The organism is Micromonospora inositola, assembly GCF_900090285.1.
Taxonomy (GTDB): domain Bacteria; phylum Actinomycetota; class Actinomycetes; order Mycobacteriales; family Micromonosporaceae; genus Micromonospora; species Micromonospora inositola.
In genome coordinates this window covers 531066-552800 of record NZ_LT607754.1, presented here as the reverse complement: position 1 = coordinate 552800, position 21735 = coordinate 531066, and the positions used below count along the sequence as shown (strand labels likewise).

Annotated in this window: 22 protein-coding genes; 7 read left to right on the top strand and 15 right to left on the bottom strand. The window is 71.4% G+C overall.

What is annotated here, in order from left to right:
• The first annotated feature begins 400 nt into the window (after nt 1–400).
• Entirely contained in the window at nt 401–1438 is a 1038-nt protein-coding gene (locus GA0070613_RS02550) for an IS110 family RNA-guided transposase (RefSeq protein ID WP_089010805.1), read from the top strand.
• A 488-nt stretch (nt 1439–1926) separates the two neighbouring features.
• Here GA0070613_RS02550 and GA0070613_RS02545 read toward each other — a convergent pair whose 3' ends face one another.
• The 4 genes from GA0070613_RS02545 to GA0070613_RS31845 all read right to left on the bottom strand — a co-directional run bounded on the left by GA0070613_RS02545 (nt 1927) and on the right by GA0070613_RS31845 (nt 4839).
• Entirely contained in the window at nt 1927–2517 is a 591-nt protein-coding gene (locus GA0070613_RS02545) for a GrpB family protein (protein WP_089015697.1), read from the bottom strand.
• Between the two features lie 226 nt (nt 2518–2743).
• On the bottom strand, nt 2744–3358 hold the full coding sequence (locus GA0070613_RS02540) for a nucleotidyltransferase domain-containing protein (RefSeq protein ID WP_089010804.1): 615 nt from the start codon (nt 3356–3358) through the stop codon (nt 2744–2746).
• 263 nt (nt 3359–3621) lie between these two features.
• The gene (locus GA0070613_RS31850) at nt 3622–4299 is read right to left on the bottom strand and encodes a hypothetical protein (protein ID WP_157746243.1); all 678 of its coding nucleotides are present in this window, start codon (nt 4297–4299) and stop codon (nt 3622–3624) included.
• Nucleotides 4300–4671: 372 nt separating this feature from the next.
• Entirely contained in the window at nt 4672–4839 is a 168-nt protein-coding gene (locus GA0070613_RS31845) for a site-specific integrase (protein ID WP_157746242.1), read from the bottom strand.
• Between the two features lie 176 nt (nt 4840–5015).
• On the opposite strand from GA0070613_RS31845, the gene GA0070613_RS02535 reads away from it, so the two are divergent.
• On the top strand, nt 5016–5564 hold the full coding sequence (locus GA0070613_RS02535; RefSeq protein ID WP_089010803.1) for a GNAT family N-acetyltransferase: 549 nt from the start codon (nt 5016–5018) through the stop codon (nt 5562–5564).
• Nucleotides 5565–5762: 198 nt separating this feature from the next.
• Here GA0070613_RS02535 and GA0070613_RS02530 read toward each other — a convergent pair whose 3' ends face one another.
• From GA0070613_RS02530 to GA0070613_RS02515, 4 genes are all read right to left on the bottom strand, one after another.
• A complete protein-coding gene (locus tag GA0070613_RS02530; protein ID WP_089010802.1) occupies nt 5763–6425 on the bottom strand; it encodes a DUF402 domain-containing protein in 663 nt (220 codons plus the stop codon).
• Nucleotides 6426–6573: 148 nt separating this feature from the next.
• Nucleotides 6574–7377: a class I SAM-dependent methyltransferase gene (locus tag GA0070613_RS02525; protein ID WP_231929638.1), complete on the bottom strand. Its 804-nt coding sequence runs from the start codon at nt 7375–7377 to the stop codon at nt 6574–6576.
• Nucleotides 7378–7472: 95 nt separating this feature from the next.
• Nucleotides 7473–8075, bottom strand: coding sequence for a class I SAM-dependent methyltransferase (locus GA0070613_RS02520; RefSeq protein ID WP_408631033.1), 603 nt, complete (start codon nt 8073–8075; stop codon nt 7473–7475).
• Between the two features lie 460 nt (nt 8076–8535).
• Nucleotides 8536–9072 (bottom strand): alpha/beta hydrolase, encoded by a 537-nt coding sequence (locus GA0070613_RS02515; RefSeq protein WP_089010801.1) that lies wholly within the window; start codon nt 9070–9072, stop codon nt 8536–8538.
• Between the two features lie 373 nt (nt 9073–9445).
• Between GA0070613_RS02515 and GA0070613_RS02510 the strand changes: the two genes are divergently transcribed.
• The 4 genes from GA0070613_RS02510 (at nt 9446) to eccCb (ending at nt 15837) form a co-directional block, all read left to right on the top strand.
• Nucleotides 9446–9682, top strand: coding sequence for a hypothetical protein (locus GA0070613_RS02510; protein WP_231929637.1), 237 nt, complete (start codon nt 9446–9448; stop codon nt 9680–9682).
• A 17-nt stretch (nt 9683–9699) separates the two neighbouring features.
• Nucleotides 9700–10839, top strand: a complete 1140-nt coding sequence (locus GA0070613_RS02505; RefSeq protein ID WP_089010800.1) for an SPFH domain-containing protein — start codon at nt 9700–9702, stop codon at nt 10837–10839.
• Nucleotides 10840–11064: 225 nt separating this feature from the next.
• A complete protein-coding gene (locus tag GA0070613_RS02500; protein WP_089010799.1) occupies nt 11065–11508 on the top strand; it encodes a hypothetical protein in 444 nt (147 codons plus the stop codon).
• A 3-nt stretch (nt 11509–11511) separates the two neighbouring features.
• Nucleotides 11512–15837 carry a type VII secretion protein EccCb gene (gene eccCb / locus GA0070613_RS02495; protein ID WP_089010798.1) on the top strand — a complete coding sequence of 1442 codons (4326 nt, stop codon included), beginning with the start codon at nt 11512–11514 and terminating at the stop codon, nt 15835–15837.
• A gap of 13 nt (nt 15838–15850) precedes the next feature.
• Here eccCb and GA0070613_RS02490 read toward each other — a convergent pair whose 3' ends face one another.
• Both GA0070613_RS02490 and GA0070613_RS02485 read right to left on the bottom strand, forming a co-directional pair.
• Nucleotides 15851–16333: a hypothetical protein gene (locus tag GA0070613_RS02490; protein ID WP_089010797.1), complete on the bottom strand. Its 483-nt coding sequence runs from the start codon at nt 16331–16333 to the stop codon at nt 15851–15853.
• Complete coding sequence (locus GA0070613_RS02485) at nt 16323–16625, bottom strand: hypothetical protein (protein WP_089010796.1); 303 nt, start codon at nt 16623–16625, stop codon at nt 16323–16325. The genes GA0070613_RS02490 and GA0070613_RS02485 overlap by 11 nt, the downstream gene beginning before the upstream one ends.
• A 104-nt stretch (nt 16626–16729) precedes the next feature.
• Between GA0070613_RS02485 and GA0070613_RS02480 the strand changes: the two genes are divergently transcribed.
• Nucleotides 16730–17464, top strand: coding sequence for a Clp protease N-terminal domain-containing protein (locus tag GA0070613_RS02480; protein ID WP_089010795.1), 735 nt, complete (start codon nt 16730–16732; stop codon nt 17462–17464).
• 50 nt (nt 17465–17514) lie between these two features.
• On the opposite strand, the gene GA0070613_RS02475 is transcribed toward GA0070613_RS02480, so the two are convergent.
• The 5 genes from GA0070613_RS02475 to GA0070613_RS02455 form a co-directional block, all read right to left on the bottom strand.
• Nucleotides 17515–18033 (bottom strand): hypothetical protein, encoded by a 519-nt coding sequence (locus GA0070613_RS02475; protein WP_089010794.1) that lies wholly within the window; start codon nt 18031–18033, stop codon nt 17515–17517.
• A gap of 108 nt (nt 18034–18141) precedes the next feature.
• Nucleotides 18142–18327 carry a DNA repair protein gene (locus GA0070613_RS02470; RefSeq protein WP_089015693.1) on the bottom strand — a complete coding sequence of 62 codons (186 nt, stop codon included), beginning with the start codon at nt 18325–18327 and terminating at the stop codon, nt 18142–18144.
• Between the two features lie 64 nt (nt 18328–18391).
• On the bottom strand, nt 18392–19420 hold the full coding sequence (locus GA0070613_RS02465) for a sensor histidine kinase (RefSeq protein WP_089010793.1): 1029 nt from the start codon (nt 19418–19420) through the stop codon (nt 18392–18394).
• Complete coding sequence (locus tag GA0070613_RS02460; RefSeq protein ID WP_089010792.1) at nt 19413–20105, bottom strand: response regulator transcription factor; 693 nt, start codon at nt 20103–20105, stop codon at nt 19413–19415. The genes GA0070613_RS02465 and GA0070613_RS02460 overlap by 8 nt, the downstream gene beginning before the upstream one ends.
• 101 nt (nt 20106–20206) lie before the next feature.
• On the bottom strand, nt 20207–21646 hold the full coding sequence (locus tag GA0070613_RS02455; RefSeq protein WP_089010791.1) for a hypothetical protein: 1440 nt from the start codon (nt 21644–21646) through the stop codon (nt 20207–20209).
• Between the last annotated feature and the right edge of the window lie 89 nt (nt 21647–21735).

Here is a 21735-nt window from a genome sequence, read left to right as displayed (position 1 = left end):
AAGGGCCGCCGCAGAACGACAGACCGTTGACGGGTGAGGTGGTGGGCCGTCAGCCGGCCAAGCCGCGCGGCCAGGACCCGCGCGGCGCAGGGGAGCGCACGCTGGCCGCGTCGGCGAGCTGGCGGCGGTCGCGGGGTTGCGGCTACGGCGCCTCCGGCGGGGGCGCTCCGGCTCCAGGATGGCCGAAGATCGTCGGCAGCTGCCGGGTCCGTGGGTGGTTGCGGTAGGCCATCCCGCCTGCCATCGACCCGGGCAAGCCGAGCAGACCACCGCCCGACCCGCCAGCGTCCGAACCTGCGTCAAGGTCCGCTTGATGGCATGAAGGAGCGGGGCCTCGCTCCTCGTGGGTCCCAGGCGGGATGCTCGGGGTGCTCACGTCTCACGACGAAGGAGGCCCCTCATGCAGGCAGAGCACGACGGCCGGCAGGTCGTGGGTATCGATCTGCACCGCCGCAGGTCGGTGATCGTGCGGATGACCGAGGCGGGCGACAAGCTCGACACGGTGCGCATCGACAATGACCCGGTCGCGCTCGGGTTGGAAATCGCGAAGGCCGGCCCGGATCCCGAAGTGGTCCTGGAGGCGACCTATGGCTGGTACTGGGCCGCGGATGTGTTGACCGCGGCCGGCGCTCGGGTGCATCTGGCGCATCCGTTGGGGGTGAAGGGGTTCGCCTACCGGCGGGTGAAGAACGACGCCCGAGACGCCGCCGACCTGGCGGATCTGCTGCGCATGGGCAGGCTGCCGGAGGCGTATGTGGCCCCGCCGGCGGTGCGCGAGATGCGGGAGCTGGTGCGGTACCGGGCCAAGCTGGTGGCCCTGCGCAGCGGGTTGAAGGCATCGGTGCATGCGGTGTTGGCCAAGCAGGGCGTGCACCTCCCGGTGTCGGATCTGTTCGGCGTCGGCGGGCGGGAACTGCTGTCCCGGGCACCGCTGGACGGCGCTTATCGGGGGCGAGTGAACTCGCTGTGCCGGCTGATCGACGCGGTCGGTTTCGAGATCGACGCGGTCGGCGGTCCGATCCGAGCCAGACTCGCCGGGCACCGCGGCTACACCGCGATCCAGGCCATCCCCGGTGTCGGCCCGGTGCTGGGGGCGGTGTTCCTCGCCGAGGTCGGCGAGGTCGACCGGTTCGCCGGCCCGGCGCAGCTGACCTCGTGGGCCGGGCTGACCCCGCGGCACCGCGAGTCTGACCTTGTCGTGCACCGGGGACGGATCACCAAGCAGGGCTCGACCCTCGTTCGGTGGGCCGCGGTCGAGGCCGCCCACGGCGTCCCGCACACGGCCGGCTGGCTGACCTCCACCCGCGCCCGGGTCGCTGAGCGACGCGGACGCAACATCGCCACCGTCGCGGTGGCCCGCAAGCTGCTCACCCTCGTCTACTACGGCCTGCGCGACGGACACATCCGTGCCCTCGCACCGGCCAAGGCGGCGGCGTGAGCAGGTTCGGACGTGACCGGACGCGAGGTCGTGCCACGTCTGGCCCCCGTCGGCCGACGGCGAGGCCGCCCGCTTGATTGACCCCGTCCGGTCACGGTCGCACACCACCATGCCCCCGAACCCGCGGGGCGAATGGATGACCGGCAGCCGAACCCTCGGCCTGCCCCTCCGACATCGGTCGGGACCTGGCGACGCGACCACACCCACAACGCCGCTTCCGGCATCACCACGATGGCGTCCACGGCGCCGGCGTCAAGGCCAAGCCCCTGCCGGGGTGGGCCTACGGCCCAGCCTTGACCCCGACGCCGCACACACGCCTGCCTCGAACCCATACCGGAAGACGGGCAAAAGAGTGTCAGCAGGTCAAACCCCCAGCCTTGACCGGCCCCGCTCCTTCATGGATGACGTGGCGGGCCGGGCGGCGGCCCGCTCCCCAGTTGGGCGGGTCGATGGCAGACGGGATGGCGAGGCAGCAGTTTCGCTGCTGTTCAGCGCAGTCCGCAGCGCTTGAGGATGTCGATGATGATGGTTGTCTTTGCTTGAACGTAGAGCGCCATGTCCATGGGGTGCTCTTGGGCGATTCGGTGCTTCTCGGCTGCGTAGCGGTCGCGGTCCTCAGGGTGGGCGCGAAGCCAGTCCCTGAGGATCAGGTGTCGGAGGTGCTCATCGCAGTCAGGGCCGAAGACATGCAGATTGACGCCATGGTCGTGGGTCCAGAGGCATCGGTGCTGGTACCAGTCAGGGTCACGGGTGCGTAGGAAGTAGCCAGCGGCTTCCAGTGGAGGCACGTATGCATCTTCGTCTGCCGGGTCCACGACGATGAGGTCGATGTCGAGTCGGTTCTTGGCCGCCAGACCGGGCACGGCAGTCGACCCTACGTGTTCGACGGCAAGAGCCCGGGATCCTAGAGCCGCCCGGATTGCCGCCTCCTCTTTGGCAAACATCGTGGGCCACTCGGGGTTGTAGGCGTCGATGGTGATGGGTGAGGTCACGTTCGCCGGACGGTTGCCGACTGCTCGCTTCGCAGCCTTGTCTCCCGTTAGGTCGAGCGATGCCTTGGGCAAGGGCGGAATGCGCATTGGAGGCACCTTAGTCAGGTCACCCGTCATCCGCAGCCCCGGGCGGTGGATTTCATGAACGGCCTTAGCCATGCTCGTGTCAGGCAGGCTCTCGGGGCACACAAGGGGCACAAGAAGCCGTGAAACGTCGGCAACCAGCCGGCAATGACGCGAGCCCGAGACGGGGCGCAACCAGCCTGCTGACCAGGTCGCCGCAGGTCACGGGACGGCCGATCTAAGTTCCGCTTCAACATGTAGCCGCTCGCCGAGGTTCGTCGGCCCACGGCGAGCGCGGGTGGGCCGTACGGATGGCCCTCAGCAGCCAGCGGTGTTCATCGGGGCGTAGCAGGCCGTGGGCGACGTTCAGGTCATGCTCGTCCTGCGGGCGCGGACTTCGCGCCTTCCACAGGAGTTGGGTGGCCGGCGTCCCGGTCGGTACGCCGCAGACGGTCGCGACGGCCGAACTCCACCGGAGCGTGATTCGTGGATCGCGGCGGTACCGCCAGACCGACTCGTCGCCGTCCTCCAGGTTGATCTGAAGGACGAAGCGATCGCCGTCCTCGTCGTGGATCCAGATGTTGTGCAGTTCCGGGTCGTCGAGGTGCTCCCCCAGCGGGAGAAGGTGCCCGCTCATGGCGGCGAACGGCCGCAGGCGCGTGGGCAGGCTGCTGAGCAGGGCTGGGAGCGCCGGCCGGAGACTGCTGACGTCGATGTCGCCGTGCCGGCGGCTGACCGCCCCCAGCCAGTGGTCGATGGCCCAGCCGCCGGAAAGCCACCAGCGAGCCGGGCACCCGCCGAACAGCGAGCGCACGTCGGCGACGGAGAAAGCCGCCCAGACGTGTCGCCGAGGGTCGTACCGCACGGTCCCAGGCTGACACTCACCCAGCCCGGACGCCAGACGTTGCTCCGCATCGGAATCTGGTGGAGCTCTGCTTCAATGTCTGACCCTCGGGCTGGGTGACCGACTGAGTGACTACGGGTGCGAACAGGGCCGCACAACCACGGACGTCGGCGCACCGTTCGCGCAGATTAGAGGCTCAGTAACGCCAGCTCAACGAAGTGGAATCGTTGCCTGGGGGTCAAGGGGTCATCGGCCCGAATCCGGCCGTCCCGACAGCGGCCGAGTTAGCCAGGACTGGCGGTGCATCGAGTGTAGGGCACGTTGCCTAGATCGGGGAAACCGCCCAGGTCAGAGATGGCGATGTCACCTGCCTGTGTGTAGGTGAGGGTAAAGAGGACCGGCATTGGCGCTGGGCAGGGCATGAGCACGTCGAACGTGATCGTCAACCAGGTGATGGCGCCAGGTGGGAGTGGGTGCGGGGTCCTGGCGTCCATGTACGACAACTGACCGCAGCTTCCCCATGCGCTCGTCGTTGCTCGCAGCCCGTTCAACGGAAGGACCGGTTCGATCCGGTCAAGCGTCGCGGTGGTGGCCGATCGGTTGACAATCTCAACGCCCAGTTGCAACCTGTCGCCGAGTTGAGCCGAACACCGGTTGCCGGTCCCGGTCACCGGCTGTGCCTCGGCCGTCACAACTGAGGCGGTTGTCGGCGCGTGCGGGCCGGGTCTGGCGGTATGGGCTTGGGTCTCGGCGCGTCGGATGCCGGCGAGGTATCCCGTGATGGCCCCGACGACGAGCGCGACAGCGATGGGGCCGGCGATTCCTGGTCCCCGCCACCATGGCAGGGGCGGCCTACGAGGCCCGATCTCGATGACGTCCATCTCGTTGTCGCGAGATTGCGATCCGCTAGTGATGGCACCGACCTCCGGTCTGGTCGGTCCATCGGCATTGACGCCCTTCATGCACCCAACATATGTCGGACAGCCAGAACGCGTGGGCCCGAAGCAGCCAACCGAGCAGCCAAGCCTGCAAGTCGTGGCGGACACTGGCGGACGTCAGAAGAAGCTCGACAAGGACCGGGGCCACGCCGACAAGCAGGCCGCGGCGGACTCGTAATGCATAGGTCGTGGCGACAGCAACGGCGACAGCAACCGAAGCGCGTTGCACCAGCCACAGACGGGGATCGGCCGTCACGGCAGGCGAGGCGACACGGCGACGGCCATCGCTCGGTGTGTGCCTCTTAATCCGCGGGTTCGGGGTTCGAGTCCCTGGCGGCGCACCACTGAAGGCCCAGGCCACAGCCCATCTCGGCTGTGCCTGGGCCTTCGCGGTTTTCAGCGGTACACGTCACTCCAGCTCAGCCCGAGCAGCTCGCCGCGCCGCAGACCGACGGTCAGGGCACAAACCCACAGCGCTTCCAGACGATCACCCCGGATTGTTTCGATCAGGCGGCGGGCTTCCTCGACCGTCAATGCCCGCCGCTCCTGCTGGCGGATCGACACCGGGACCATCAGCCCGGCCGACGCTGCGCGCTGGATTCATGAGCATCTGACGCAGCTCACTGCGTGTGCCTAGTCCCACCAGATGCTTGACAAAGCCGTCCCACCACGTGCTTGACGGATTGGCCTAGGGCTTCTCTTTCGGATCATGCTCACGGTGGTGCGGTAGGTTGCTGCCGATGGCTGAACTGGGATCCGTCGCCTGGCCACCGGCCCCGATCAAGACCGAGCGGCTCGTGCTCCGCGAGCCCGAGAGCCGGGACCGCGCGGCGTTCATCGAGCTGTTCACCTCACCGGAGGTGGGCACCTACCTAGGCGGCCCTCGACCGCGTGATGAATGCGAGCGCGCGTTGCCTGAGACGCCCGAGAGGCGCCCCGGCCTTTTCGTGATCGAGCTCGACGGAGCGATGATCGGCACCATCGAGCTCAACCGGCGCAACGCGGAGCGTCGGAGTCATGTCCGTCCGGATGCCGGGGAGGCCGAACTCGGCTACCTGCTCCTGCCAGAGGCATGGGGACACGGGTACGCCACCGAGGCGTGCGTGGCGGCGCTCGGGTGGTTCGCCGACGCGCTTCCCGGCGAGCCGGTGGTGCTCTGCACCCAGACCGCCAACGACCGCTCGATGCGCCTCGCGGCGAAGCTGGGGTTCACCGAGGTGCAACGGTACGAGGCGTGGGGCGCCGAACAGTGGATGGGCGTGTGGTCCCCGGTCACGCCGCCCGCTTGAGCCTCCTTCTGGATTACCGCGCGGACCAGATGAAGATGCCCGCGACGTGTAATGCGGCGAGGTAGATGGTGGCGGTCTTGTCGTACCGAGCGGCCACCGCACGATCTTCGGTTGTCCTCACAAACCATCGATGATCACGCGGTGGCCGTCTTCATGCCTGCGCCACGCCCAACGCCGAAGCCAAGTGACGTTGGAGTACTAGAGGCGGCTCCACGGTCGGTCCCAGCCAGCGGCGGGCAGTTCGGGGGTGGGCCAGGCCGGGTCGGGACGGAAGTCCAGCCACGTGCCGTCGAACGGAAAGTGGGCTGCCTCGATATCCGCCACAACCCGCTCGCCTTCGGCGCGGATCTCCTTCGCGCCATCCTCGCCCCAGTACACGGGATGGCCGATGCGCTCCTGGTACTCATCCTCATCCTTCCAGCGCCAGGTGCGATCGGGTGGCACCACGATGTCCAGGGCGTGGTCGAAGGTGTCGACGCCGGCGAGGTCGCCGTCACGCCACGCGGCAGGGGGCGCTTCGAGGTTGACGTACCACCGGTTCAGGCTGAAGTCAGGGTTGAACATCGACCACACGGAGTGGGCCTGGCCGGGTCGGAACAGGTGCAGCACGTGCAGCCCTGTCCAGGTCATGGGCGCCAGCTGCCACTGGACCGTATGGCGCTCTCGGAACGGGATCTCTCGGCGGTCCCGGCCGTCAGCGGTCCGGCGGACGAGGTATGGCGTGCCGATCGGTCGCCAGGTAAGGATTCCCCGCTCGTCGTCGGACACCAGCCGTTGCGGGATGACCATCACAAGCGAGCCGTCGCCCCGGAAGTCTCGGTGGAGAACCTGGTCAATCACGAAGCTGACCCTATCGATCATGTGCGACACATCTCCGCCACGTGATGCGCGACAGCGCGATGAACCTAGGGGCACATCAGTGCGCCTCGGGACCTGCGGATCTGCCGATGACAGGGCGGCTAGTGCACATGCGGAGGGGGCGGCGTGCGGCGGCAGCCTGGCCCCGGACTCAGTGCGCTTCGAGGACGAAGAAGATGAAGCAGAGGAACGACGTGCGGTCCACGAGATGTGGAGGCAGGAGCTCGCGCGGAGTTTCGGGAGAGATGGGTGGTTCGCTGATGACCGAGAGGCGGAAGCCCGCGTCGGTGAGCGCATCCGTCATTGCGTGCAACGGCCGGTGCCAGTAGGTCAGCTCCGTGGTGTGCCCGTCGAACGTGTGCTCGTCTGACCAGCGCGCGAGGGCGAAGTAGTCGGAGTCCGGGTTCACTACCTCGTAGACGATCGGGTGGTTCATGGACAGGAGGAGGCGGCCGCCTGGCCTCAGGACTCGGCGCAGCTCAGCCAGGGGCGCTGTCCAGTCCTTCAGGTAGTGCAGGACCAGGGACACGACGACGTCGTCGAACGCACCGTCGGCGAAGGGGAGCGGCTCGCTGAGGTCGGCCACCAGCAGCGGGGCGTCCTCGCCCAGCCGCCGTTCGGCCAGCTCGACCATCGCCGGGCTGGAGTCGAAGCCGGTCACGATGGCCCCTCGCTCGCGAAGAGCCGCGGACAAGGGACCTGAACTGCAGCCGGCATCGAGGATCCGTCGACCGTTCACATCTCCGGCGAGTCCGATCATCGCGGGCCGCTCGTAGTAGCCGTTGATCAGGTTGGATTCGTTATCCGCGGAGTAGCGCTCCGCGAAACTGTCGTAGTGGTCGGCCTTCAGCAGGCTGTCTCCATAGCATGTCCTCTGAGGTCGAGAGCACGACGCTGCCATGGAGGCGGAGACGCCGCTGCCCCCGCGCGGCGGTGCAGTCGGACGCGCGCTCATGCCCCGATCCGGTCGCTACGCGGCGCAACAGTCCGCGCCAACGGCTTGGCGTGCGGACACGCCGATGTGAGTGCACGGAGACTCGCCGACTCAGCTCACCCTTCGGTCGCGATTGCCGCGACGGCGGCGTGTGGCCGATGAGTGCCTTCGCTGGGCCGCTGCAGGCGCTCAACTTCCGTGAAGCCGGCTCGCGTCAGTCGCTCGGAGAACTCGTCGACGGGCCAGCGATACGCTGTCACGACTTTGTGGTCGAAGGCGGCGACCTCGTCACCTACGAAGAGACCAAGCACTAACGTTCCGGCCGGAGCCATCACTCGCCGGAACTCAGCGAGCACGCCGTCGAGGTCTTGCGGCGGCAGATGAATCAACGAGCCCCAGACCAGGATGCCGGCGATGGAGTGGTCGGCAACGGCGAGATTTTCCATCGACCCGAGTTGGTAGCTACCGCCCGGGTGGGCTGCCCGCGCATGGGCAATGAACTCGGGGACCATGTCGATTCCCGTTGCATCGACGCCCAGCGAACGAAGGTAACCGGTGATATGGCCAGGCCCACAGCCCAGATCGAGCACCGTGCCAGGCCGGCCCGCCAGATGCCGCCCGATGAAGGCGAGGTCGTCGGCATGTACCTGCTGGCTTGTACCGAACAGCCCGATGTAGAGCTCCGCGACGGACGCATATGCCTGCAGAACCTGCTCCATGTCCACCACGCGACTGTATGGGCTCTCGGACTGGCAGAGCAGGCCGGGGCCGGCGCGGGGACGCGTCGATTGTCGCGGTGCCCGCATCCGGCGATCCGAGGGCAAGGCCGGATGAGCACATCTGCCGCGATCAGCGCGCGGAGGTGTCGCAGATCAGTTGGCGGACGAGTGTCGCGCATCAGCCGACGGAGGACAGCAGCTCACTGCATGACGTTGCCGAATTGCGCTCTATCAGATCAAGGCGGCTCGCAAGCGGGCCGCGCCGGCCCGGCCCCGGCCTGCTGGCGACCTCCGGCCGGCATCGGCCGAGCCGGCCGGCCATGCTGACGGACGAACAGGATCCGGAAGACCTCGGGGCTCCGCCCCGAACCCCGACCTTCCTCAGATCAGCCGCGGATCCCCTTGTGGTGCCCGTCGAGGGGATCCGCTCCTAGGTACCAGGCCATGCGGGGCCAGATGCCTAGCTCGGCCAGCCAATCGCGTCGAGGAACTCCTCCACGGCGACCACGACTCGACCGAGCACTGCGATCGACTCGGTAAGCGGGCCGGGTACGTACATACCGTGGTCCGCGCATTCCACCTCTAGCACATGGGGTGACAGCCGGCGGGCGATGTCACCGTCCCATAGCTTGTCGGCAGTGCCACCCACGAGGAGGAACGGCGCGGTTGCGCGGCCCAACGCATCAGCCACCCACGGCAGGGTGAGCAAGGGCGTGAGCCACACGGCGGGCAAGGATCTTTCGGCGGCAATTGCTGCCGCGTTCGTGCCGAGCGACTTGCCGATCAGCAGTGGGCGATTGCCGATGGTGTCGATCAGTGGAACGATCTCACCGCCAACCCAGCTCTCGATTTCTGGCTGATCAGGCTTAGGAAACCCCTGGGACCACGAGTATCGATGTACCGTCGCGCCCCGCTGCTCCGCCACATCGCCGGCATACATCAGCAGGGGAGCGCCCGGTCCGAACCAGGCGCCGGGAATCACGACAGCGTCAGCCATGCGGACGACCTTACCTACCGGTCAAGACAGGTCCAGCGTGCTGTCCACGGGCGACAGGGGCGGCATCGTCCGGCCATTCACGGGCCACAACGCGGTGTCAGCAGGGGTCACACCAGACCAGGTGAGACCATGTTGGCAAGGGGAAACGCTGGTCCAAGGTCCATCGGTGTCCAATTCCCAAGCTGACAGTCTGGGAGCCACGCGTGGGAGCCAGCGGGGCGGACTGCACCGGACGGGACGGGACGGATCGAGTTCGCTTTTGCGACGGATCTACAGCACGCTCCTGCTGTCGTCGTATTCCCTGGCACCCGGTCCGGGCGGAGAATGATCCGCGAGCGGCGCGGACACGCGTCGGCGCACGGTCGCGGGGAGCATGGTGGACGGTCGGACGCTGGTGGGCAGGATCGCGCGGGTGGTGCACGCACTGCGCGGCGGTGACCGCCCGGGAGAGGTCCGCGTCGTCGTGGACGGCATCGCGCACTATTACCTCGCGTACGCGTCGACGCCGGTTCCGGCCGGCGCCGAGGTACTGATCATCAACAACCGTGGCGGGCGCCAGGTTGACGTCGAGCCATGGCCCACCGTGGCCGGGGGCGAGGGCTCCCGGTAGGACAGAAGGGTCGTCCAGTGTTCGGATACCGCGTGCCCGCCCCGAACGAGGCGTTGCTCATCAGCGGACGCAAGCAGCGGGGAGCGGATGCGCTGCCTTTCAAGATCGTCACAGGTCACGGCGTCTTCGTGGTGCCGGTCTTCTCCAAGGCCACCCGGCTCACGCTGGCCATGCAGGAGGCCGAGGTGGTCGAGGACTGCTACACGAAGCAGGGCATCACGCTGACCGTGCAGGCCGTCATCGCGTTCAAGGTCGCTGACGACCACGAGTCCATCGCCGCCGCCGCCCGGCGTTTCCAGGGCGACCAGAGCCAGATGCCCACCCTGGTCGGGCGGATCTTCAGCGGTCACCTGCGCAGCATCATCGGCAGCATGACCGTCGAGTCGATCATCCGCGAGCAGCAGACCCTCGCGGACGCCATCGTGGACGCCAGCAAGACCGAGATGGCCCGGATCGGCCTGGCCGTCGACTCCCTCCAGATCAGCAGCATCGACGACAAGGGCGTCGGCTACATCCGCGCGCTCGCCGCGCCGCACCAGGCCAAGGTCGACCAGGACGCCAAGGTGGCGCAGGCCGCCGCGGACCAGGCCAGCGCCATGGCGCAGCAGGAGAGCGTGCGGCACCAGGCCGAGTACGCCCGGCAGACCGCGATCGCCCGAGCCCAGTACCAGGCCGAGATCGACCAGGCGCAGCAGACGGCGGCCCAGGCCGGCCCGCTGGCGGCTGCCCGGGCCCAGCAGGAGGTGCTGGTCGAGCGCGCCCTGGTCGCCGAGCGCAACGCCGAGCTGCGGCAGGCCGAGCTGATCGCCGAGGTGATCCGTCCCGCCCAGGCCGAGGCGGAGCGGATCCGCACGCTGGCCGAGGCGCAGGCCGACGCGACCAAGCTCTCCGCCGAGGCGGCCGCCGCGCAGGACCGGATCGCCCTGGACCAGCGGGTCATCGAGCAGCTGCCCGACATGCTGCGCGCGGCCGCCGCCGGCCTGCAGGGTGCCAATGTCACCGTGCTCAACGGCGCCGAGGGGCTCAGCGGCGTGGTCGCGTCGCTGGCCGGTCAGGGCATGGCGCTGCTGGACGCGGTCCGCACCGGGGTCGCGCCGGCCACCGGACAGACCGTGGAGCGGCCCGCGGTGAACGGCACGCCGGTCAGCGCCAACTGATCATCGGTACGCGGGCCCGGCCGACACCCCGGTCGTGGTGCGGGTCCGCCCGTGGGCGCCGGCTTGGGTGCTGCCTGACCGTGCTCGACTCGATGTCCCGGATGTGGCGGTGTCCGGTGCGCGTGGACAAGCCCGGCGAGGTCGTGCGCGCCCCGGCCCTTCAGGGACCGGGGCGCTTCGCGTCGGTGGTGTTGAATGTAGACAGTCTGCTGCCGGAGGTGTGCTGTGCCCGAACTTGCCCTGCTGATCGAGCCGTCCGGGCCGCTGCCCGCCGACCGGGTCGAGGCGCTCACCACCGGGCTCGCCGAGGACCTGCGCACGGTCCGGGGCCTGCGGATCGGGCACGCGCAGTCGCCGGCCACCTCGCACGGCAAGTCGCCGCAGACCTGGGAGCTGGGCATGCTGGCCGTCGGCGGGCTCTTCTCCGCCACCACGATGCAGGCGCTCGCCCGGATCGCGGTCGCGTACGCGGACCGGGTCCGGGCGCGCTCGATCCGGCTCCGCAGCGGCGACAACGAGCTGGTCGTCACCGGGTCGACCCGGGTGGACCCGCAGCTCGTCGAGCAGCTGGCGCGGCTGCTGGGCGTACCCGCAACGACCGATCCCTCGGCGGGCCCGGCGCTGCCCGCGCCGCGCGGGAGCGGCGGGGGCGCCCCCACCGGGAGCTGAGCCGTGGGACAGCGACGGGCACTGCTGATCGCCAACGACCGGTACATCGACGAGTCGCTGGCGGACCTCTACGCGCCCCGCGAGGAGGCGCGGGACCTGCTCAGCCTGCTGGCCGACGCGGACGTCGGCGCCTTCGACCAGACCGTGCTGCTGGAGAACGAGTCGAAGAGCTCCATCGAGCGGGCGATCGAGTCGATGCTCCGGGCGGCCGGCCCGGAGGATCTGGTGCTGCTCTACTTCTCCGGCCACGGCGTGCGCACCAGCAAGCGGGGACGGTTGCACCTGGCGGTGGCCAACACCGAGATGGACCACCTGTCGTCGACCGCCATCTCCGCCTCCTTCGTCCGGGAGTTGCTCGACGAGTCGGACGCGGCCAGCTCGGTCATCCTGCTCGACTGCTGCTACAGCGGGGCGTTCGAGGGGCACGGCCTGAAGACCACCGACGACCTGGCCATCGACGGTGAGCTGAAGACCGGGTACGGCCGGTATGTCATCACCGCGACCAACTCGGTGGAGCGTGCCGACGACGGACGTCCGGCCTCCGACACCGAGCCCAGACTGCGGTCGGCCTTCACCGAGACGCTCATCCAAGGGCTGAGCACCGGCGCGGCGGACATCAGCGGCCAGGGCCGGATCACCCCGGACGACCTCTGGCGGTACGTGCACCTGGAGCTGCCGAAGCGGTCGGCGCAGACGCCGTGCCAGTTCGGCAGCGCGAGCGACGAGATCCACATCGCCCTGTCCCGGGACGGGCACCACCGCCAGCGCCGGCGCCGGGACCAGCGGGACCCGCGCCTCGGCGATCTGCTCGGGCCGCTGGAGCCGGCCGGCGAGGTGAAGCTCTGCGCCACGGCCTGGCGGCGGCGCGGCCTGCTCAAGGTGCCGGTCGGCCAGGCGCAGCGGATCGACCAGCCCGCCGGGGAGCCGGTCTGGCTGGACCTGGCCTCCTCCGATGGGCACCTGCTGGTCGTCGGCCGCGCCGGCACCGGCAAGACCACCCTGCTGCGCACCATCATCGGCGGGCTGGCGCTCACCCACTCCGCCGACGAGGTGGCGTTCAACTGCCTGGAGTCCGGCGGGAACTGGCTCGGGCCGATGCGCCGGCTGCCGCACGTGCGGGAGGTGCGTGGCGACGACGAGGTGGGCGAGGTCAGCAAGCTCCTCGACCGGCTGGAGCAGGACGTCCTCGACCGCAAGCAGCTCTTCCGCCACCACGAGCTGGAGTCACCGGCGAGCCTGCGGGCCCGGCGGGCCGACCTCGACCCCGGGCTCTGCCCGGACGTCTTCCTGGTCGTCGACCGCTGGCAGGACTTCGCCAACCTGCTGCCCAGCTTCACCGCGCGCGTGGTCGACCTGGCCAACAAAGGCCTCGGGTACGGGGTCCACGTCGTCATCGCGGAGCGCAGCTGGCGGGTCATCCCAGAGGAGCTGCGGGAGCTGCCGCAGATCCGGATCGAGACCCGGTTGTCGCAGCCGCACGAGTCGTTGATCAACCCGGACCAGGCGGCCCGCCTGCCGCTCAACCTGCCCGGCTGGGCCATCCACGGGCGGCGTACCTTCCGCATCGCGCTGCCGGACCTGTCCGCCGGCGACGCCGACGGCGACGCGGAGGTCGAGGTCGGCGTGCCGGACAGCGGCGGGGTGATGGTGTCGCTGATCGCCGAGGCGTGGGGGACGGACGCGGTGGGGACCATGGCCGCCACCGGTGCGGCCCTGGCCGAGGCGCAGCCGGACGAGACGCTGCTCGTCCTCGGTGTGCCGGACCGGGCGGCGCTCTGGCAGTTCGAGGGCCGGCGCACGCCGCTCGGGCCGGACTACCTGCGCGTGCCCGTCGGTCTCGACGAGTCGGGGTGCCCGCTGCTGCTCGACCTCAAGGAGTCCGCCCAGGACGGGATGGGCCCGCACGGCCTCCTGGTGGGGGCGACCGGGTCCGGCAAGAGCGAACTGCTGCGGACGATCGTGCTGGCCCTTGCGGCGGGCCATACCCCCGACGAGCTCAACCTCGTGCTGATCGACTTCAAGGGCGGCGCGACCTTCGGTCCGCTGGCCGAACTGCCGCACGTGAGCGCCCTGATCACCAACCTCGCCGACGACCTGGCGCTGATCGACCGGCTGGCGGACGCGCTGACCAGTGAGCTGCTGCGTCGGCAGGAGGTGCTCCGCGCCGCCGGCAACCACGCCAGCCGCTGGGAGTACGAGCGGGCCCGGGCGGCCGGCGCCGAGCTGCCCCCGCTGCCCACCACGCTGGTGATCTGTGACGAGTTCTCCGAGCTGCTCACGGCGCGACCAGAGTTCATCGACGTCTTTGTCCAGATGGCCCGGGTCGGCCGGTCCCTCGGGGTGCACCTGCTGCTCGCCAGCCAGCGCCTCGAGGAGGGGCGGCTGCGCGGCCTGGAGGGCCACCTGTCGTACCGGATCGGTCTGCGGACCTTCTCCGCGATGGAGAGCCGGGTCGTGCTCGGTGTGCCGGACGCGTACGAGTTGCCGAGCGCGCCCGGCCACGGCTACCTCAAGGCGGGCACCACGACGGCCCGCTTCCGCGCCGCGTACGTCTCCGGGCCGCCGGTCGCGGACGGCGCCGCCGTCCCGCCGGAGGTGGTCGGACGCAGTCCGCTCGACATCGTCGTGGCGCGGCTGCGCGGCCTAAGCGCCCGGGCCCACCAGATCTGGCTGCCACCGCTGGCCGAACCGCCCACCCTGGACGAGCTTCTTCCGCCGCTGTCGCGGGACCCGGTCCGGGGCCTCACGGTCGCCCGGGACCGGCGGTTGCTGACCGCGACCGTCGGCCTGGTCGACGTGCCCAAGGAGCAGCGCCGCGGGCCGCTGCGCCTGGAGTTGGCCGGCAGCGATGGCAACGTCGGCGTGGTGGGCGCGCCGCTGTCCGGCAAGAGCATCATGCTCCGTTCGATCGTGGCCTCGCTGGCGCTGACCCACACGCCGCAGGAGGTGCAGTTCTTCTGCCTCGACCTCGGTGGCGGGGCGTTGCGGGCCCTGGAGCGGTTGCCGCACGTCTCCGGCGTCGCCACGCGCCGGGACGCCGAGGCGGTGCGGCGTACGGTCGCGGACGTGAGCGCGGTCCTCGACTCCCGGGAGGCCCGGTTCGCGTCGAGCGGGGTGGAGTCGATGGCCGCGTACCGCGCCCGCCGGGCGGCCGGGGAGTTCGCCGACGACCCGTTCGGTGACGTGTTCCTCGTAGTGGACGGGTGGACCGCGTTGCGGCAGGAGTACGAGGAGTTGGAGGAGGTCGTCACCGGCCTCGCCCGACGGGGTCTGGGCTTCGGGGTCCACGTGGTGCTCACCGCAGCCCGGTGGCTGGAGGTCCGGCCCACCCTGCGGGACCTGCTCGGCAGCCGGTTGGAGCTGCGCCTCGGTGACCCGAGCGAGTCCGAGATCGACCGGCGCGCGGCGGTGAACGTGCCCCGGTCGCCGGGGCGGGGGCTGGCTCCGGGCCGGCTGCATTTCCTCGGCGCGCTGCCCCGGATCGACGGCCGGCGCGGTGTGGACGACCTGGCCGAGGCGACGGCCGTGCTGGCGGACCGGGTCGCGGAGGCGTGGCCGGGACGACCGGCCCCGCCGGTGCGGCTGCTGCCGCGTCAGTTGTCGGTGGTCGAGCTGGACGAGCTGAGCGACCCGTCCGGGACCGGGCTGCCGATCGGGTTGGACGAGTCGTCGCTCGCCCCGGTCCACCTCGACCTGGAACGCGAACCGCACCTCGTCGTCTTCGGCGACGCCGAGTGCGGGAAGACCAACCTGATCCGGCTCATCGCCCGGCAGATCGTGGCACGTCGTACGCCCGCCCAGGCCCGGCTGGTCATCGCCGACTACCGTCGCGGGCTGCTCGGCGCGGTCGAGGGTGACCACCTGCTGGCGTACGCCCCGTCCCGGCAGGTCCTCGCCGACGGGCTCACCTCGATCCGCGAGGCGATGACGAGGCGGCTGCCCGGCCCGGACGTCACCCCGCAGCAGTTGCGCGACCGGAGCTGGTGGCAGGGCCCCGACCTGTACCTCCTGGTGGACGACTACGACCTGGTTGCCAGCGGCGGCAGCAACCCGGTCAGCGTGCTCAACGACCTGCTGCCGCTGGCCCGGGACATCGGCCTGCACGTGATCATCGCCCGCCGGGTCGGCGGCGTCGCCCGGGCGCTCTACGAGCCGGTGCTGCAACACCTGCGCGAGTTGGACTCGCCGGGCCTGCTGATGTCCGGCAACCGGGAGGAGGGGGCGATCCTGGGCGGGCTGCGTCCGCAGCCGATGCCGCCCGGCCGGGGGACCCTGGTCCGCCGCCGCGACGGCGCGCGGGTCGTCCAGACCGCCTGGTCGGAGCCCTGACCGACGCCAGGCGTCAGTGCGGTGAGGGCAGCGCATCGAGCAGGTCGGCCGCCCGGGCCCGCGCCGCTGCCGCGTCCGCGACCGCCTCGGCGACCACGGCGGACAGCCGGCGGGCCAGCGCCCGTACGGCCATCGGGGCGCTGCCCGCCGCCGTGACCGCGCCCTCCGGGGTGACGACGAGGCCGACCCGCCGGGCCTCGACCAGGGTCTCGGTGATGACCGCTCGGGCCCGGGTCAGCTCCCGGTCCCGCGCCGCGAGCGCCTCGGCGACGAGCCGGTACGCCTCGGCCGCCGCCTCGAGCCGCTGGGCGACCCGGCGCAGCGTCTCGTCGGCGTCGTCCCGGCCCCGGCCCGCCCGCCAGTGCTCGGGCAGTTCGCGGCGTACCCGGTGCAGGTCGTCCGCGGCCGCCCGGGCCACCCGGGCGGTGTCCGCCCAGTCCGAGGCGGGTTGCCGGTCCGACCCGGCGAGCAGGGGGTGGTGCGGGTCAGCGGTCATCGGACCGGTCCGTGCCGAGTCGGGCGAGCCGGGCGGCCAGTCGTTCGTCGACCGCCGCCACGGCGGTCGCCACCGCGCGGAGCAGCCCGGCGAGTTCGTGGAGGTCGAGGGCGGCGCGTGGCAGCTCGTCCAGCCAGAGCTCGGCCAACTCCACGGGTGCCCGGCCGGTCGGGCCGGCGGGCAGCTCGTCGGCGTCGGGCCGCCGGGTCGCGGCCAGCAGTTCCGCCACCTCGGTCAGGCGCCGCGCCAGCCGTAGCAGCTCCGGCGGATCCACGTCCAGCCGGTCAGCCATGCCACCTCCCGTCGCCGCCTGTGCGGAGCAGCCTAGTGCCAGGCCACGAGTCGTACCGTCAACCGATGGTTGACGAGCCGGCACCGTCAACCTATGGTTGACGCATGACGGATCCCGTGCAGATGAGCAACCCGGTACGCCTCGACGAGCTGATCGAGGCCATCAAGAAGGTGCACACCGACGAGCTGGACCAGCTCAGCGACGCGGTGCTGGTCGCCGACCACCTCGGCGACGTCGCCGACCACCTGATCGGCCACTTCGTCGACCAGGCCCGCCGCTCCGGCGCCTCGTGGACGGAGATCGGGCGCAGCATGGGCGTCACCAAGCAGGCGGCCCAGAAGCGCTCCGCCGCCAAGGCGGAGACCGCCGCCGCCCTCGACCCGAACGCCGGCTTCGGCCGCTTCACCGATCGGGCCCGCAACGTCGTGGTGGCCTCCCAGAACGAGGCGCGGGCCGCCGGCAACGCTGAGATCAGCGCCGAGCACCTGGCCCTCGGCCTGCTCGCCGAGCCGGACGGGCTCGCCGCTCGGCTGATCATCGCCCGGGGCGTACCCCTGGAGCGGCTGCGGGAGGTCGTCACCACGACCCTCCCGGCGGCGGCCGACCAGGTTCCCGACCTGATCCCCTACGACGCACGCGGCAAGAAGGTTCTCGAGCTGACCTTCCGGGAGGCGCTGCGACTCGGCCACAACTACGTCGGCACCGAGCACATCCTGCTCGCCCTGCTCGAGGCGGAGGCGGGTGAGGGCGTCCTCACCGGTCTCGGCCTGGAGAAGTCGGACATGGAGGCGGCCGTCACCGGTGCCCTCGCCGAGGCCGCGCGCCGGCGCCAGCCCTGACCTTCCGCCCGCCGGGGTGCGCCGGGCGCGCATCCGAGCGGGCGGCGGGGTCAGTCGACGGTGGGGAAGCCGTAGCGGGCGGCGTGCTCCGGGTCGGCCGGGTCGAGCTGGCGGATGCCGGCGTCGGCGAGGCGCTTGTTCACCTCGTCGAGCCGCTCCCGCACCAGCCGGGCCTCCTCCTCGGTGACCCGGCCGCGGTGCGGCCTGCCGGCGTGCTCGATGGTGCCGTAGTCGACCTTCTCCGCGCTCCTGCGGGCCTTCGGTGGCTTCACCCGCTCGGCCGTCCGCAGCAGTTGGGCCATCGGCACGTCGGTGGCCATCGCGTCGAACTCGCTGGCGGTCAGCACCACCCGGCGCGGCTCACCGCCGCCGTGCCGGTCGTGGATCTCCACCACCGCCACGTCCAGCGCGCCGTCGTCGATGCTCTCCACCTCGACCGGGGTGGCGTCCAGCTGCACGGGGCCGGCGACCAGGTCAGGGTGCTCCAGCACGACGACGCGGACCACCTCGTCGTCCGGCCGCAGAACCGTGCCGCTGAAGTCGGAGACGTGGATCGTCTTCTTGCCCATGCGCGGAGCTTCTCCTGTCGTAGGCCGAGTTTTCGGACCAGGAGACGCTACCCGACAAGTGTGCGAACGGCCCGGCTGGAGCGCCCGGGTGTGTCGCCGCGTACCCGGTCAGTGGGCGTTGAGGCCACGCCGGGTGGTGGCGGGTGGCAACGCGTTCAGCTCGGCCCAGGAGAGCGCGTCGCCCGGCCGGGCCTCCCGGTACGACGGTTGCGCCGGGAACCGCCCGGCGGCCCCGGCCGCCCGCCAGCTCCGCTCGGTGTCCTGCTGGTACCGGTCATTCGGCTGATTCGGCATGACCATTACCGTCCCAGAGAAAGTTGTACATGTATGGAAATAGGTATGACGCTCGATCGATGCGTCAGGTTCCCGCGGCCGGCAACCGGACCACGAACCGGCAGCCATCGGTGATGTTCTGTACGTCTACCCGCCCGCCGTGCGCCTCAATCAGCCCGCGCACGATCGCCAGCCCCAGCCCGCCCGACCCCTCCCCGCCGCCGTTGCCCGGGCGCGGGGTCCGCGCCGGCTCCCCCCGGAACGCCACGTCGAAGAGGCGGGGCAGGTCCGCCTCGGGGATGCCGCCGCAGGTGTCCGCCACCGCCAGCCACGCGGTGTCCGCGTCCCGGCCGGCGTCCACCCGGACCGTGCCGTCCTCCGGCGTGTAGCGGACCGCGTTCAGCAGCAGGTTGCCTACCACCCGGGCCAGCTCCGGCTCGCTGGCGGTCACCGTCGGCCAGCCCGACTCGGCGGCGACCAGCCGGATCCGCCGGGCCGCGGCCAGCGGGGCGGTGCTCGCGAGGGCGTCGGAGACCACGTCGCCCAGCGGCACCGCGGACAGCGAGAGCCGCAGCGCGCCGGCGTTGATCCGGGACAGCTCGAACAGGTCGTCGACCAGCCGGGTCATCCGGTCGGTCTCCACCCGGATCCGGCGGTGGTACTCGTCGACGGTCTCCGGGTCGCGGACCACCCGGTCCTCCAGCGCCTCGGCCATCGCGCGCAGCCCGGCGAGCGGGGTACGCAGGTCGTGCGAGACCCAGGCGACCAGGTCCCGGCGGCCCTTCTCGATCCGCCGCTCCCGCTCCCGCGCCTGGGCCGCCCAGACCGCCGCGGCGGCCAGCCGCCGGCCGAAGAGCCAGCCGACCGCGAGGCTCACCACGGCGGCGGCGGAGACGGTGATCAGCACGACCTCAAGGTCGTGCGGGGAGAGGAACATCGCCTCGGCGATCACCGCCACCCCGGCCACCACCGCGGAGACGGTCATGGCCAGCAGCACGACGACGTGCACCAGGATCGAGCGGCCCCGCAGCAGCCGCAGGGCGAGCGCCCCGAGCAGCCCGACGCAGAGCGCGGCGGCGAGCGCCGCCCCGAAGATCAGCGCCAGGTCACGCATCGGCCGGCTCGTACCGGTAGCCGACGCCCCAGACGGTGACGATCCGCCGGGGGTTGGCCGGATCGGCCTCGATCTTCTCCCGCAGCCGGCGTACGTGGACGGTGACGGTGGACTGGTCGCCGAAGCTCCAGCCCCAGACCCGGTCCAGCAGCTCCGCCCGGCGGAACGCCCGCGCCGGATGCCGCATCAGGTGGGCCAGCAGGTCGAACTCGCGCAGGGTGAGGGTCAACTCCCGGCCGTGCAGCCGGGCCACCCGGGGTCCGGTCCGCACCTCCAGGCCGTCGTCGGTCAGCACCTCCGGCGGCGCGACCGGCTCCCCGCCGGCCCGGCGCAGCACCGAGCGCACCCGCAGCACCAGCTCCCGAGGGGAGAACGGCTTGCTCAGGTAGTCGTCCGCGCCCAGCTGGAGGCCGAGGATCCGGTCGGCCTCGTCGCCGCGCGCGGTCAGCATGACGATGGGTACGCCGTCCGGCCGCTCCCGCAACCGGCGGCAGACCTCCAGCCCGTCCAGGACCGGCAGCATGAGGTCGAGTACCACCAGGTGCGGTGGTTGCCGGGCCACGGCGGCCAGCGCGGCAGCCCCGTCGCCGACGTGGTCGACCTGGTAGCCGGCGTGCTCCAGGTACCGGCACACCACGTCGCTGACCGTCCGGTCGTCGTCGACCACCAGCACCCGCTGCGCCACTGGCGTACCTCCCCCCGAGGTGGTCAGCGTAACGACGGGTGGATCAGTCGAGCCATTGCGAGGTTCTTACGGACGGCCAGACCCCCGGCTCCCGCACCCGGTCAGGAGACCGTCCAGAGCAGGTGGTTGATCGCCAGCGCGCTGACCGCCTGCCCGGCCAGCCACCAGCGCTGGTCGCCCACCGGGAGCCGGGCGACGGCGACCACCAGCCAGACCGCGAAGGGCAGCCAGATCCGTTCCACCTCGGCCTTGGAGAGCCCGGAGACGTCGGCGGCGGCCACGGTCAGCGCGGCGGCCAGCGGCAGCCAGACGGCGGGGCCGGCCGGGCGGGGCGGCCCGACCTGCGGCCCGGTCGACGCCATCCTGCCCGGGTCGCGCGGACCGCCGACCCCCACGGCGACCGGGGCGGCGGTCCGGGCGGCACTGCCGAGCGCGACGAGCCGGGTGCGGGCCCCGGCCAGCGCCGGGCGGAGGGTGCGGGCCAGGGCCGGGCCGGCCACGGGGCCGGCGCTGAGCAGCAGCGCGGCCAGGTTCGCCCAGACCCAGAAGGCGTACGGGCGGTCCGCTGCCCAGCCCTGGTAGTAGCGCCGCACCACCAGGTGGTACCCGTCCAGCCACCAGAAGCCGTAGCCGACGAACACGGCGGTCACCGCGGCCACGCCCAGCCCGGCGGCGAGCAGCGCGCGGACCCGGTCGGCGGCCCGCAGCGCCAGCACGGTCAGCGCCAGCAGCCCGGCCAGCACCAGCCCGTACGACAGGTGCAGGGCGACGCCGAGCAGCAGCCCGCCCACCCCCGGCGCCCAGCGTCCCGGGCGGGCCAGCAGGGCGAGCCCGGCGGCCAGCACGGCGGCGAAGATCCCGTCGGCGGAGGCGCCCACCCAGACCGCGCCGGGCAGCAGCACCAGGAACGGCAGCACCACGCGGGCGGCCGGCTCGTCCCCGAGCGCACGCAGCGCCACCGGCACCGAGACGGTGACCGTCGCCCCGACCAGGACGCAGGCCAGCGCGGCTGCCATACCGCCGCCGAGGCCGATCCGGTCCAATCCGACGAAGACCAGCAGCGCGCCCGGTGGGTGCCCGGCGGTGTGGGTCGACCAGGAGTCGGGCCGGAAGTCGAGGATCCGCCCGGTGAAGTCGGCGAGCATGGCGGGCACGTCCCGCACCCGGGGCACCTCGTGCAGGTACTCCGCCTGCACGGTGAGCCGCTCGGTCAGCCCGGCCCGCCAGCCGTCGACCAGGGCCAGCGACAGGGTCCAGGCGATCGTGGCGAGCCAGCCGGCGGCCAGCAGCCGGGGCCAGGGGAGCCGCCGGGCGAGGTCGGGACCGCGCGACACCACGCCGGCGGCGAGCAGGACCGCCGGGAGGGTGCCCCAGCCGGCATGCGGCCGCCAGGTGGCGTAGAGCGGCGCGGCGTCGGCGTGCAGCCCGACGTCGCGGTGGTTGAGCACGGCGCCGACCGCCACCGCCGCGGCCAGCAGCGCCGCCTCGACGGCGAGCACGGTCAGGTCGCGGCGTCGACCGGCGGTCAGGTGGCGGGTCATGGTGACCGCCGAGGCTACGGCCGCCGGCCGCCGGTCGGAAGCGCTCCGAGGGGTACGTCAGCGACCCGTAAGGAACCGTTGCGGCGTAA